This window comes from Pseudomonas sp. MWU12-3088, from assembly GCF_023242405.1.
GTDB lineage: Bacteria > Pseudomonadota > Gammaproteobacteria > Pseudomonadales > Pseudomonadaceae > Aquipseudomonas > Aquipseudomonas kribbensis.
On sequence record NZ_JALJEA010000001.1, the window covers coordinates 434085 to 446937 of the forward strand.

General features: G+C 60.0%; 12 protein-coding genes. 3 read left to right on the forward strand and 9 right to left on the reverse strand.

The window, feature by feature from the left end:
- Nucleotides 1-33: 33 nt before the first annotated feature.
- The 7 genes from dmpG to M5B98_RS02050 all read right to left on the reverse strand — a co-directional run bounded on the left by dmpG (nucleotide 34) and on the right by M5B98_RS02050 (nucleotide 7281).
- Entirely contained in the window at nucleotides 34-1053 is a 1020-nt protein-coding gene (gene dmpG, locus M5B98_RS02020) for a 4-hydroxy-2-oxovalerate aldolase (RefSeq protein WP_248741614.1), read from the reverse strand.
- 10 nt (nucleotides 1054-1063) lie between these two features.
- On the reverse strand, nucleotides 1064-2005 hold the full coding sequence (locus M5B98_RS02025) for an acetaldehyde dehydrogenase (acetylating) (protein ID WP_248741615.1): 942 nt from the start codon (nucleotides 2003-2005) through the stop codon (nucleotides 1064-1066).
- A 58-nt stretch (nucleotides 2006-2063) separates the two neighbouring features.
- Nucleotides 2064-2855 carry a 2-keto-4-pentenoate hydratase gene (locus M5B98_RS02030; protein ID WP_248741616.1) on the reverse strand — a complete coding sequence of 264 codons (792 nt, stop codon included), beginning with the start codon at nucleotides 2853-2855 and terminating at the stop codon, nucleotides 2064-2066.
- Nucleotides 2852-4603 (reverse strand): bifunctional 3-(3-hydroxy-phenyl)propionate/3-hydroxycinnamic acid hydroxylase, encoded by a 1752-nt coding sequence (locus tag M5B98_RS02035; RefSeq protein WP_248741617.1) that lies wholly within the window; start codon nucleotides 4601-4603, stop codon nucleotides 2852-2854. Before M5B98_RS02035 ends, M5B98_RS02030 begins: the two co-directional genes overlap by 4 nt.
- Before the next feature lie 13 nt (nucleotides 4604-4616).
- Nucleotides 4617-5627: a VOC family protein gene (locus M5B98_RS02040; protein WP_248741618.1), complete on the reverse strand. Its 1011-nt coding sequence runs from the start codon at nucleotides 5625-5627 to the stop codon at nucleotides 4617-4619.
- A gap of 9 nt (nucleotides 5628-5636) precedes the next feature.
- A complete protein-coding gene (locus tag M5B98_RS02045) occupies nucleotides 5637-6506 on the reverse strand; it encodes an alpha/beta hydrolase family protein (RefSeq protein WP_248741619.1) in 870 nt (289 codons plus the stop codon).
- Between the two features lie 169 nt (nucleotides 6507-6675).
- Nucleotides 6676-7281 carry a TetR/AcrR family transcriptional regulator gene (locus M5B98_RS02050; RefSeq protein ID WP_085710178.1) on the reverse strand — a complete coding sequence of 202 codons (606 nt, stop codon included), beginning with the start codon at nucleotides 7279-7281 and terminating at the stop codon, nucleotides 6676-6678.
- Between the two features lie 195 nt (nucleotides 7282-7476).
- Between M5B98_RS02050 and M5B98_RS02055 the strand changes: the two genes are divergently transcribed.
- On the forward strand, nucleotides 7477-8550 hold the full coding sequence (locus M5B98_RS02055) for an amidohydrolase family protein (RefSeq protein ID WP_248741620.1): 1074 nt from the start codon (nucleotides 7477-7479) through the stop codon (nucleotides 8548-8550).
- Between the two features lie 111 nt (nucleotides 8551-8661).
- Nucleotides 8662-9957 carry an OmpP1/FadL family transporter gene (locus M5B98_RS02060; protein WP_248741621.1) on the forward strand — a complete coding sequence of 432 codons (1296 nt, stop codon included), beginning with the start codon at nucleotides 8662-8664 and terminating at the stop codon, nucleotides 9955-9957.
- Here M5B98_RS02060 and M5B98_RS02065 read toward each other — a convergent pair whose 3' ends face one another.
- Both M5B98_RS02065 and M5B98_RS02070 read right to left on the reverse strand, forming a co-directional pair.
- Complete coding sequence (locus M5B98_RS02065) at nucleotides 9958-10911, reverse strand: fumarylacetoacetate hydrolase family protein (protein ID WP_248741622.1); 954 nt, start codon at nucleotides 10909-10911, stop codon at nucleotides 9958-9960.
- A 67-nt stretch (nucleotides 10912-10978) separates the two neighbouring features.
- On the reverse strand, nucleotides 10979-12070 hold the full coding sequence (locus tag M5B98_RS02070) for a VOC family protein (protein ID WP_412548531.1): 1092 nt from the start codon (nucleotides 12068-12070) through the stop codon (nucleotides 10979-10981).
- 125 nt (nucleotides 12071-12195) lie between these two features.
- On the opposite strand from M5B98_RS02070, the gene M5B98_RS02075 reads away from it, so the two are divergent.
- The gene (locus M5B98_RS02075; protein WP_248741624.1) at nucleotides 12196-12465 is read left to right on the forward strand and encodes a hypothetical protein; all 270 of its coding nucleotides are present in this window, start codon (nucleotides 12196-12198) and stop codon (nucleotides 12463-12465) included.
- Nucleotides 12466-12853: the final 388 nt, after the last annotated feature.

Consider the following 12853-nt stretch of genomic DNA (forward strand, 5'->3'; position numbering starts at 1 on the left):
TGCGTGGGCGGCAGGCCGGCAATGTTGCGTGGTTCAGCGCTTGAGCAGATCCAGCGCGACGTCGACGATCATGTCTTCCTGACCGCCAACCATGCGACGCCTGCCCAGTTCGACCAGTATGTCCAGGGTCTTGAGGCCGTGCCTGGCGGCGGTAATTTCGGCGTGGCGCAGGAAGCTTGAATAGACGCCGGCATAACCCAGTGCCAGGGTTTCACGGTCGACCCGCACTGGCCGATCCTGCAGCGGGCGTACGATGTCGTCGGCGGCGTCGAGCAGTGTGTAGAGGTCGGTGCCGTGGTTCCAGCCGAGACGTTCGGCGGCGGCGATGAACACTTCCAGCGGCGCATTGCCCGCACCAGCCCCCATCCCGGCCAGACTTGCATCGATCCGGTCGCAGCCTTCCTCGACGGCGGTTATCGAGTTGGCGACGCCCAGCGACAGGTTGTGGTGGGCGTGCATGCCGGTTTCGGTTTCCGGTTTCAGTACGGCTTTGAAAGCCCGGAAGCGCTCGCGAACATCCTGCATGTTCATCGCGCCACCGGAGTCGGCCATGTACACGCAGGTCGCGCCGTAGCTTTCCATCAGCCGGGCCTGGGCCGCCAGGTGCTCGGGGGCGATCATGTGGCTCATCATCAGGAAACCGACGGTGTCCATGCCCAGCTCGCGAGCATATTCAATGTGCTGTTTCGAAACGTCGGCTTCCGTACAGTGTGTGGCGATGCGCACCACGCGTGCGCCGGCGTCATAGGCGGCCTTGAGGTCGTGCACCGTGCCGATCCCCGGCAGCAGCAGGGTGGTGATTTTGGCGTGCTCGATGACATCGGCCGCCGCTTCGATCCACTCCAGGTCGGTATGGGCGGCGAAACCATAGTTGAAGCTCGAGCCCTGCAGGCCGTCGCCGTGGGCGATTTCAATCGAATCGACCCTGGCCTTGTCCAGTGCGCGCGCAATGTCCTGCACATTCTGCAGCGAGTACTGATGGCGGATGGCATGGCTGCCGTCGCGCAGGGTGACGTCGGAGATGTAGATTTTCTTGCCGGGATTGAATGTCATGTCGGGCCCCTCAGGCGTTGAGCATCGACTGCGCCTTGCGCTCGGCGGTGGCCAAGGCAGCGGAGGTCATGATATCGAGATTGCCGGCGTACGCAGGCAGGTAATGGGCGGCGCCTTCAACCTCAAGAAATACCGAGGTTTTTAGGCCGCTGAAGCGTCCCAGCCCCGGAATGTTCAGGGGTGCCGATTCGGCAATGACGTCGAACTGAACCTTCTGTTTCAGGCGATAGCCCGGCACATAGGCCTGGACGGCCGCCACCATCTCCTCGACGGAAGCCTCGATCTGCGCCTGATCGGCGGTTTCGGACAGTACAAACACCGTGTCACGCATCATCAGCGGCGGTTCGGCGGGGTTCATGATGATGATCGCCTTGCCTTTGGACGCCCCACCCACCATTTCGATGGCTCTGGAAGTAGTTTCCGTAAACTCATCGATGTTGGCACGGGTGCCGGGGCCGGCGGATTTACTGGCGATCGAGGCGACGATTTCGGCGTAGTGAACCCGGGCAACACGGGATACTGCGGCGACCACTGGAATCGTCGCCTGACCACCGCAGGTGACCATGTTGACGTTGAGTCGATCCAGATTTTGCTCCAGGTTGACCACTGGAATGCAGTAAGGGCCGATAGCCGCCGGAGTGAGGTCGATCAGGCGGATACCCGGCTTGATCGAGCGCAGGCGTTTTTCGTTCTCGATATGGGCACTAGCCGAGGTGGCATCGAAGACGAAATCGATGTCCTTGAACGCGTCCATGCGGATCAGGCCTTCAACCCCCTCGTGGGTGGTCGCGACGCCCATGCGTTCTGCGCGGGCGAGACCGTCGGATGCTGGGTCGATGCCGACCATTACCGCCATTTCCAGGTGTCTGGCGTTGCGCAGAATCTTGATCATCAGGTCGGTGCCGATGTTGCCGGAGCCGATGATGGCGACCTTGAGTTTGGTTTGACTCATGGGAGCAATCTCTCAAATTGGCCAGGCCACGACAGCCTGGCGCAGAAGGACGGGCAGGTCAGATGAAGCGGCAACGGATCTGGCCAAGTCGGGTCAGGTGCAAGTGCAGACTGTCCCCGGCCACGACAGGCGTCATCGGCCCCAGGGCGCCGGAGAGCAGCACGTCGCCGGCCTGCAAGGGCCGGCCCATCCGGGCCATGGTGCGAGCCAGCCACAGGCAGGCGTCCACCGGATTGCCGAGGCATGCGGCACCGACACCGATCGAAGTCGTGGCGGCATTTTTTTCCAGCAGCATGCCTTCCAGCCGAAGGTCCAGCGAGGCGAGTGGAGTCGGCTGTTTACCCAACACATACAGCCCGGATGAGGCGTTGTCCGCCACCGTGTCCACCAGCGATATGTTCCAGTTCTCGATGGCCGAGTCGACGATTTCCAGCGCAGGCACCACGTACTCGACCGCCCGCAGCAGTTCCGCGAGGGTCGTATCTTCATACGGAAGATCGCGGCCCAGAACGAACGCAATCTCGCCTTCGGCCTTGGGCTGGATCAACTGACTGATCTGGATTTCACCGCCATCGGCGATTTCCATATCGGCGAACAGCATGCCGAAATCCGGTTGATCGACGCCCAGTTGCTGTTGCACGGCAGGCGAGGTCAGTCCGATTTTGCAGCCGACCAGACGTCGCCCCTGGGCCAGGGCCCGTTGGGTGTTGATCTCCTGCACGGCATAGGCGCCGGTCAACGAATCGATACCGAAAGTGGACGAGATCCTTGCACAGGGCTCGCGTTGCTCCCGTGCTCTGACCAGGGCTGCGGCGGCGTCTTGCAGAACCTTCAATGGGAACTGGCTCATGCGATTTTCCTCAGCAGTCGAGGCTCGTCTGCGACGACTTCAGCGCCGGGGCTCCATTGCAGCTGGAACTTGAGTTCGTTGATGGCCCGATCCAGATCCGCGGCCTCGACCATGGCGAAGGTGAATTTGTCCGGGCGCACCACGGCGACGGCTCCGCAGGAGAACCCCGAGCGTTTGAACCAGGCGACCATCTCGCCCTGCACGTCCTCCAGTTCGACCAACTCTTGGGTATTGGAACGATCGGTATCGGCGCCCTGCGGACGGGTGCCGAACGGGAAGAGGGTGGCGAAGCGCGTGTTCTGGATGTCCAGCAGTTTCCGGGACGCCTGACTCAGATGGACGCGTGGATCGACCTCAAGTCCTATCAAGGCAAAACCGTCGCCCAACAGGTCATCGAGCAATACGCGCTGGCCCTTGAAGGTGCGGACTTCGGGTTGCGGAATCATCCGGCCTTCCGGCGAGCGCCGGTGGCGGCGTGGCATGCCCAGATAGCTGTCAGGGGCATAGGTCGGGGCCGGTTTGAAACGGCCTTCGCGAACATAGCGGCCGAGAAATGGTGTCGCCAGGACGGTCCTGACCAGCAGGTTGCGCATCAGGCTGGAAACCGGGCTGGACATCGAGACGAAGTCTTTCATCTGCACCGAAATATCAATCATCGCCTTGGCATGGTGGAAGCGTTCGCTGCCATAGGTGTCGAGCAGCCGCTCACCGGCTTGCCCCTTGATCACGGCGTCGATTTTCCAGGCGAGGTTGTAGGCGTCACGCACACCGGAACTCATGCCCTGACCCATGAACTGCGGCGTCATGTGGGCAGCATCGCCGGCAATCAAAACCCGACCCTTGCGCCAATCCTTCGCCACCAGTGCGTTAAAGGTGTAGACCAACTTGCGTTTGACCTCGAACTTGTCCGGATCGACGTAGCGGCTGATCAGGTTGCGCACCACAGTCGGGTCTTCCATCTGTTCGCGCGTCTGGCCGGGCATCAGCATGAATTCGAAGCGATGGAAACGACCGGGCTGAGGACAGCAGACCGTCGGGCAATCCGGGTCGCAGATGAAGCTGAAGTAGGGCAGATGACGCAAGGCATCCTCGCCTTCCTTCATCTCCAGGTCGACCACCAGCCAGGGTTCGGGAAAGTTCTTGCCGCTCATGCCGATGCCCAAGGCCTCACGAACCGTACTGCGGCCGCCGTCAGCCCCCACCAGATAGCGCCCGCGAATGGTTTGCGGGTCCGGATCGATTTCGCAGGCCTGACGGGCATCCGTCGCATCACTGAAGCGGAAGGTGCTGGTGGCCTGATGGGTGACGGTCACCCCATGTTCATCCTGTGTGAACTGCGTGAGTTCACGACCACGGGCAACCCGCACATTGGGATAGCGCTCGAGCAGATCGCTCAGCGTGGTTTCCAGCCAGGGCTGGTAAAGGAAGTTGATGATCGGCCAGCCGTAAGGGCGATCGAGGCGCCAGTACTGGCCGAGGATCTTGCCGTTGGCCAGCACCCACTGAGCGGGCGTATCGACTTGCATGTTGGCTGAAAGCTCGGCGGCAACGCCGGCCGCCTGCATGACGCGCATGCACTCGTCGTCCGTATAGACCGCCCGGGCGTTGCCATAAAACATGGGCTCACGTTCCAGTACCAGCACCGACAGACCACGCTTGCCGAGCAGATGCGCGAGCGTGGCGCCCGTCGGGCCAAGCCCGGAAATAATCACGTCGACGCTCGTTACAGACTCGTTTTTGTTATTCATGACGATATCTCTCTTACAGCGGTGAATATTCGGGCTTGAGCAACGAACGTGTGCCACGGGCGAAGTTCGCCAGGTTGGTGGTCAACGTGTGCCAGGCACCGCTTTTCTCCGGGCGATGCCCCCAAAGGCTGATGCCTTGATAGGAGGTTGTGCGCCAAAGAGCCTCATCGACCACCCTGGCGTTGCAACCCAGTTCCAGCTCGAAACCGCTGGGGCTCATCACGTAGAACGATTGCTCACGGTCGTTGGGGTGCTCTCCGATTTCGTGGGCCATTTCGAAACCGAGGGTCCTGCAGCGCAAATAGGCGTTGGTCAGTTCACTGACCGAGGTGGTCAGCAGGTTCATGTGCTGTACGCGGGTACGAATCGGATCCATCGGCAGGCCACGCAAGCGGGCGATGGCAATCGAGTGGTGACGTTCGTTGACCCGGAAGAAATCAATGTCCAGGGTCACTCCGGCAATCCGCTCGACGATGTGGTCGCTGGCTCTGGCATCAAATATTTCCTGCCAGAAACGCTGCATCTGCTGTGGCTTGCGCGAGGTGATCGCCAGGTGGCCCATCCCGGCGGAACCGGTGATGAACCCTGCACTGAGCATGTTCAGTGGCTTGTCGCTCAGCAGCGGCTCCCAGAACAGCTCGACGGCCATGCGTTTGGGACCGAGCACCCGCCAGAACCTTTTCACGCCGCGTTGTGCGGCTTCTTCCGGTTGGCTGGGTTGCGCTTCGATACCGAGGTGTTGCAGGCGCTTGAGCACTTCGTCGAGGGTGGACTGGTCGCGTAATTGCCAGCCGACGGCAAGAAAATCTTCCTGCGGACCGCGCTGGATAATGATCCGCCGCTGGTGCTGATCCATCCGGAAAGCCAGGGTTTGTTCGTCCGAACTGGCCAGGTGCAGACCGATGCCGTGCTGGAGCAGCTCACGCCAACGCGTCAGGTGGCGAGACTCGATCAATGCATAGCCCATGCTGCTGGCGCCGAAGATGTCCGGCGTTGTCCGACTGATCGTTGCTTGATTATTCATGACGACAACTCAGCGCGCGGTGCGACTGGCGAGGAACGCCAGAGTCACGGAGTTGAATTCGTCCGCACGTTCCCACTGCACCCAATGACCGGTCCGGCTGAACAGGTAGAGGTTGCAATCCGGCATGCGACTGCGCAGCGCCTCGCCGCCGCTGGGGCGATTGACCTTGTCGTCCGCGCCCCAGAGCACCAGGGTCGGAACCTGGCAATGCTGGAGGCGTGAATCGCGGGTGAAGTCCCAGCGCGAGAAACGGGGAATGCCCGTTGGCCGACGCAGGGGAGGGGCCGCAACGACCTGCGGGTCGATACTCGCCTCGAAACGCTCGCGGATCATCTCGTCACTGACCTGGCTGCCGTCATACACCAGGTACTCGCGGATAAAACGCGTGATCTTGGCCAGAGTCGGGCCTTCGCCGTTGTAGTAGTCGAGCAACAGCTTGAGACCCGGTGTCGGCAGACTGCGAGTGGTATTGACGCCACCGGGGCCCATCAGCACCAGAGCCGACACCCGGCCAGGTGCATCCAGCGCCATGCGCAAGGCACAGGCACCACCCAAAGAGTTGCCCACCACGTGGGCGCTGCTGATGTTCAGGGTGTCGAGCAGGCCGAGCATCGCCCCCGCCAGATCGCCGAAGGGGTCCTTGCGATCCACACCTTTGGTGGATCGGCCGTAACCGGGCATGTCGACCACAATCACCCGGAACTGCCCGGCAAGCGATTCGATATTGCGCGAGTAGTTGGAGAGCCCCGAGGCTCCCGCTCCGCCACCGTGAAGCATCAGCAGGGGATGGCCGACGCCCGTTTCGCTGATGAAAATCTGCCGACGACCCACTTGTACCGTTCGCGAGGTCAGGGCAGGAAGAGGTTCTTTATTGTTCATTGTCAGTTCCTGGCGTAAGGCACTACGACCCGGGCGGTGGGTCAGTGCTTGCGGCAGACTCTAACACTCAAGATTAGAATTGAACAACAGTGTTCAATTGTCTTTTTGCGGGCAATAAAAAAGCCAGATTCCCCAAGGGATCTGGCTCAAGAAAAATCAGCGGAGGACATCAGGCTGCGAGAAGGGGCAGATCCTGAGTAGCGATGCCGCGCGCTTCATCGGCCGGCACGCCGAGCGCCCTGAGTACGAATTCGGCCATATCGGAACCCGCGTCGCGCCAGGTCTTGTGACCCTGAAGTACCAGCATCGTGGCCCCCAGTACGCCACCTCCGATCATCGCCATTACCGAAGGCAGTTGCTCCTGTCGAAAGCTGTATTGCTCACTGCTCAGGCCGCTGAGCACATCGTGCATGGGCGGACCGCTCCACATCTGTTGCAACGTCTCATTGCTGGCCCCGTAGCGCACGATGAAGGCTCCCCAGTGCGGCTCTTCATGGGCGCGGCGGATATACAGGCGGATACCGGTGGCCAGGCGGACGGCAGGGGACGCATGGGGATCTGTACTGCGCGCGGCCCTGTCGTTCATTTCGGCACTGAGCTGGCTGGCGACATCTTCGAACAGCGTCTCCACCGAGTTGAGGTTGTTGTAGATCGTGCCGCGCGCTACCCCGGCGATCTGTGCCAGTTCGCTGACATTGACCTCTTCGACACGTTTCTCGACAAACAGCCGGATCGCAGCTTCATGGATGCGCTTCTGCACGGGACTGAGTTTCAAAGCAATGAGCTCCAACGGAGAGATTCCGGACATTGAACAAGCGCGTTCAAAATAAAGCAAATCAGCGTTTGCCGATCATTGACATGATTGAACACAAATGTTCAATATTGATCTCGAAAGTTGTACGCCCACCGAGCACAGCCCTTTACCCAATGGCCGCAGGCGCTCGGTCGAAGCCCAAACAAGAGAGTCAGCATGTCAATCAAGCAAGGCCGTATCGATGTCCACCATCACATCATTCCCCCCGCATTCGTCGATGCGATGAATGCCAGAGGGCTGCACTCCGTTGCGGGAGCGCCGCTGCCAGACTGGACCCCGGAAAAATCCATTGAGGTGATGGATGCGAACGGCATCGAACGGGCGATCACCTCGCTGTCTGCGCCCGGCGTCCACTTCGGTGACGGGGTCCAACAAGCCAGCGAGCTGGCGCGACGCTGCAACGAGTTCGCCGCGCAGATGCGCACGCGCTACCCGAGCCGCTTCGGCAACTTCGCGGTGCTGCCGATGCCGTTCACCGAGGCCGCCTGCCGTGAAGCCATTCACGCGCTGGACGTACTCAAGGCCGAGGGCATTGTTTTGCTGGGCAGCACCGACGGGGTGTTTCTGGGTGATCCGCGCTTCGACGAACTGATGGCCGAACTCGACCGCCGAAAAGCCGTGGTATTCATCCATCCCAACATGCACCAGACCAGCGAAAGCATCGGTCTGCAGACCCCGGGATTTCTCATCGAGTTTCTCTGCGATACCACTCGCGCGGCGGTCAATCTGATCCTCAGCGGGACCATGGAGCGCTATCCCGGCATTCGCTGGATTCTGTCCCACTCCGGCGGCTTCCTGCCGTTTGTGGCCTGGCGTGTTTCGCTGGCCAACATGTTGCCGGAATTTCAGCAACACGCGCCGCAAGGGGTCATGACCTACATCCGTCGCTTTTACTTCGACACGGCGTTGTCGCCATCACCTTATTCCATGGCGGCGCTCAAGGAACTGGTGGAACCGTCACACATTCTTTTCGGCAGTGACTATCCCTTCGCCCCGGCTCCCGCCACGGCGCTGCAGTGCCGGACGCTGGAAAGCCTGGAGATGTGGTCGCCGGCGATCATGCATGGCATCAACCGTGCCCACGCACTCAGTCTGTTTCCGCAGTACAGCCAGCCCAATGAAGTGGTTACCCCGGCGCCGGTCTATGAGGGCGAATCCTTCTCTCAACGCTTGCGACGCAGCATGACCCGACCGATCGGTGCGCTGGCCGAGCGGATGCGCAAACGCTGAGCTAACCCGTCGCCATGGAAGGCCGGCGACGCTTCACATCATTGAATCCAACGATCCATCCGCGTGCCTTGGGTGTTCGCGCCCACCAAAAAAAATAACAAGAGCCAAATCATGACAATAAGAAATCAGCTTTGTGTGCTGGGGCTTTGCCTCACCTCCACTCAACTCCTGGCCAACGGCCTGCAAATCAACGAACAGAGCATCAGCTCGGGAGGCAAGGCTTATTCCGGTCGGGCTTCTGATGTTCAGGACGCCTCCATCGTTTACGGCAACCCCGCCGGCATGTCCCGCCTGACGGGTGAACACGTCAGTGGCGGTCTCAGCTTCATCGATGTCAGTTCGCGCATCAGCCAGGTCAATACCACGGTGTCGGGCACTTCGCACGGCAACATGGTGCCTGATCCGATCGTCGTGCCATCGGGCTTCTACACGCTGCAACTCAACGAGGACTGGCACGTGGGTTTCGGGGTTTACGCCCCGTTTGGCGGGAGCACGGACTACGAGAGCAACTTCCAGGGACGCTACCGCAGCTCGCAGACTCAGGTGAAGGTCGTCACCTTGCAGCCGACGGTCAGTTACCGGATCAATGATCGACTGTCTGTGGGGTTTGGGCCGACGATCAACCGCATCGACGGGCTGCTCGAAAGCAAGATCGCCAACAGCGCGGTGGGCGGGCAGGGCGACGGAACTGTCAAAGTCACCGGCGACGACACGGCCATGGGCTTCAGTCTGGGCATCCTGTTCGACCCGCTCGACGACCTGACCCTGGGGCTCACCTATCACTCCAGAGTCGATTACAAGCTGAGCGGAAAGACCAAGGTCTCAGGTGCCAATGGATTGCTGGCACCGATCCCGGGGCTGGGGCTGCCAGGGCTCAACGGTAAATATGATGCGAGCTTGGATTTCACTTCACCGGAGACGGTCGATGCCTCGGCGACCTGGCGCATCAATGATCGGCTGGATGTCTCCGCCGGCGCGTTGTGGAGTCGCTGGAGCCGTGTGCAGGAATTGAGGGTACTGAACTCCGGCGTGCCACAGGCCTATGGCCCTTTCGATACGATCCTCGAAACCCTGAAGTGGCGTGATACCTGGTCGTTCTCCACCGGCATGGCCTATCGCCTGAACAAGCAATGGAAGGTTCGCGGCGGGATCGCCTATGAGCCGACGCCGATGCCCAATCAGTACACGTCCACCCGTGCACCAACGGGAGACCGGAAGATTTTCACGGTTGGCCTGAACTGGCAGATGACCGATCAGACCTCTCTGGATCTAGGATACGGCTACATCCACGAAGATCCGGTGAAGGTTTCACAGGACACGTCCCAGGGTGGGCTGCGTCCGGGTTACAGCGCCACCTACCAGAACACGGTCAACGGCCTCGGGCTGCAGTTGAATCACAGCTTCTGATCAGTCTTGCTCGACGACAAGATTGCGTTGGACTCCCAGATCGACAATGCCGTCCGCGCTATGGATTCTCGCCTCGACCCTGTCGCCCGGCTTGAGGTAGCGCTCGCGACGGGCCTGGGCCTTCAGAAACAGTTTCCACTTGAGGGCCTCGGGCAGCAGGGCGGCAATGCGCTGGGTGGCGGGTGATGGAATGGCCAGCGCACAGCCGGCCGGAGTGCCTGTGGCAATCAGGTCTCCGGCCGCGAGGTCTTGCACGGCAGACAGTTCTGTCAGGGTCTGCGCAGGGGTGTAAACCATGTTCGCGGTATTGTCGTCTTGTCGCAGTTGGTCGTTGACGGTCAGGCGCAGCTGCAAGGCCTTGAGGTAGTGCATCTGGTTGGCTTCCAACAGACACAAATAAGGCCCGACCGGGCCGAAGGTGCGGAAACTTTTGCCTTTGTAGAACTGCATCTGCGGAATCTGGATGTCCCGCGCCGAATAGTCATTGACGATGACCAGCCCGGCCACGAACTGGTGCAGATTGCTGTCGTCAACCTGGACCGGGCCGTTGATGTCGCTGCGCATGACCAGGCCCAGTTCAATCTCGTAGTCGAGAAAACGTACATGGCGTGGCTTGATCAGGTCGCTGTCGGCCGGGCAAATGCAACTGGCTGCCTTGGTGAACATCATGTTGTACGACTTGGCGTCCGGATCCATCCCGGACTCGATCATGTGCTGACGGTAGTTGGCACCCTGACAGACAAACTGCTGGTTGCGGGTGACCGGGGAGAGCAGCCGCACTTGATTGAGGTCGAGTGTCGGGCTCTTCAGGTCGCGCAACTGCTCGATGCTGACTTGCCGGATGAACTCGCCGGTTGTCGCGTATTGCCCAGGAACGGGCGTGATGCGCTGATTGTGAATACGTCCCCATTGGACGGTGTTCTGATATTCGAAACGGACAACCTGCACAGCCATGACAACGACTCCTGGGGGGTGAGGAGGGGGCCAGCGCCAACCTCGTGTGGTTTGTGACGCTGCAAAATCAGGCGAACAGGCGTGCCAGTGTGATCAGCTTGCGCACGCTCAGATCCGGACTGCGGCGAAGATGGCGGAACAAGGAAAGAACATTCGCCGGTGTCAGTTTCGGTTTGGTAAAACTTCTGGGCATGGATTCGCCCCACTGGGACATCGCCGCTGCGCTGACACTGTGCAGACCTGTGGGCTGGTCGGCAGTTAACCGGTCACCATCACAATAGTGCTCGTGCTTGTCGCCGAACGGGTCCTGCCAGTAATCGAAGATCTGGCTCCCAAGAATGTGCCGGCCAATACCCCAGGCATGGCGCCAACCCTGGTCCCGAAGAACCTTCTGGCCCATGCCGACGGCGTCCAGATCGACCACCTCATAAGCGCTATGGCTGTAGGCCGGCATGAATCCCTGGGCCAGGGCCAGCGTGTGATGGTCGGCTGGCGTGTCGCCCAGATTCAGACGCAGGAAGGCCACCGCCGGCGAACCGTCAGGCAACAACTGCACATCGCTGGGAATGAATCCGAAGTGTTGTGTGTACCAGGCACACGTGCGCTGGAAGTCCGCCACTTCCAGCACGAGATGGCCAAGGCGGATGATCTCCGGTGGAGCAATCGGCGGACGCTGGGTTGCATTGATGCGCACCACGCTATCCCCGAGGTTGAGCGGCAAGGCCGGGCGATGGGGCCGGGCGCCAACCACCGACTGGCCATGAAGGGCCTCGACGAGAAAACCGGACGGGTCTTGCAAGGTGACTTGTTCGCCACCGCCGGGGTGATCGCACGGCATGATGGGTGAGGCTTGTGGTAACAAGCTCAGACGCTCCAGGTCGGTACGGGAACCGACACTCAGACCGAAACCAATAAAACGGGGCTTCTTGCCGCGATGTACGCGATAGCAATAGGGCGTCGGTCCGGTACCACGCAAAAGCAGCAGATCCGCATTGCGCAGAACCGTCAGCAGTCCGAAGTCCTGAAGAAAGCGCTCGGTCCGTTCCAGATCCGGCCGTTCGAAAATCAGATGAGTCAGTGCGCGAGCGCGTACGGTGGGAGCGTCGTGGCGTGCTGGCTGTGCGGGATTGAGCTTCACTATGGGAGTCTCTAGGCGCAAGAGTATGGCGTAGCGCAAGTTGAACATGGTCGTTCAATTTGAGTCAAATGTGTCGCCTTGGTGGATTCCGGAAAACATACTTCGCCTTTTGCCCGCCGGCCGAACGTGAAGAACTGATTGAGTTGATGATCAGCCGCGAAGACGAGCAATCCGCGCTGGCAGCGGACCGGCGGTTTGTTGAACGGTTGGTGGAACATACGGTAAGCAAGGGGTATGGAGAAAATAATTCCCACTGGGGCCAGGAGCGCAAGATCGCGGCCATTGCCATTCCGATCACGCATGAGGCGCGGCTTATGGGCTGTCTGAACCTGGTGTACATCGCCAAGGCGATGTCGGTGGAGGAAGCGGCTCGGCGTTACCTGCCAGCGATGCACAGTGTGGTGCGAAAGATGTGAACGTTGAAATTTAAGCGGACAATAAGAATTTTTAGAGATTACAGGTAGTTAGCGAGAATGTCGCTCTATTACCGGAAAACAGAAATCTTTTTCCGGCAATGAAAAGAACATCATCTTTTTTCCGGCAATGAAATGTACAGGCCATCCAGGCAGTTTTCGGTACGGCTGGATGGCTATCCTTTCTCCTTCTACTGTCCTCGGTCGACCGATATGTCCACGTTGATTGGTGAGGTATCACCCCTACAAGCGGTGAAGGCTGCATCGCTGACGCTCATATAGCATTCTCACAATCGCGTATCTTTGTGATGCCGGCTGACAGCGGGCGACTATTCCCGTGATTAAGCCCCGAATATTTTTATAACAATATTTTTTGCGGTAATTGCCTTTC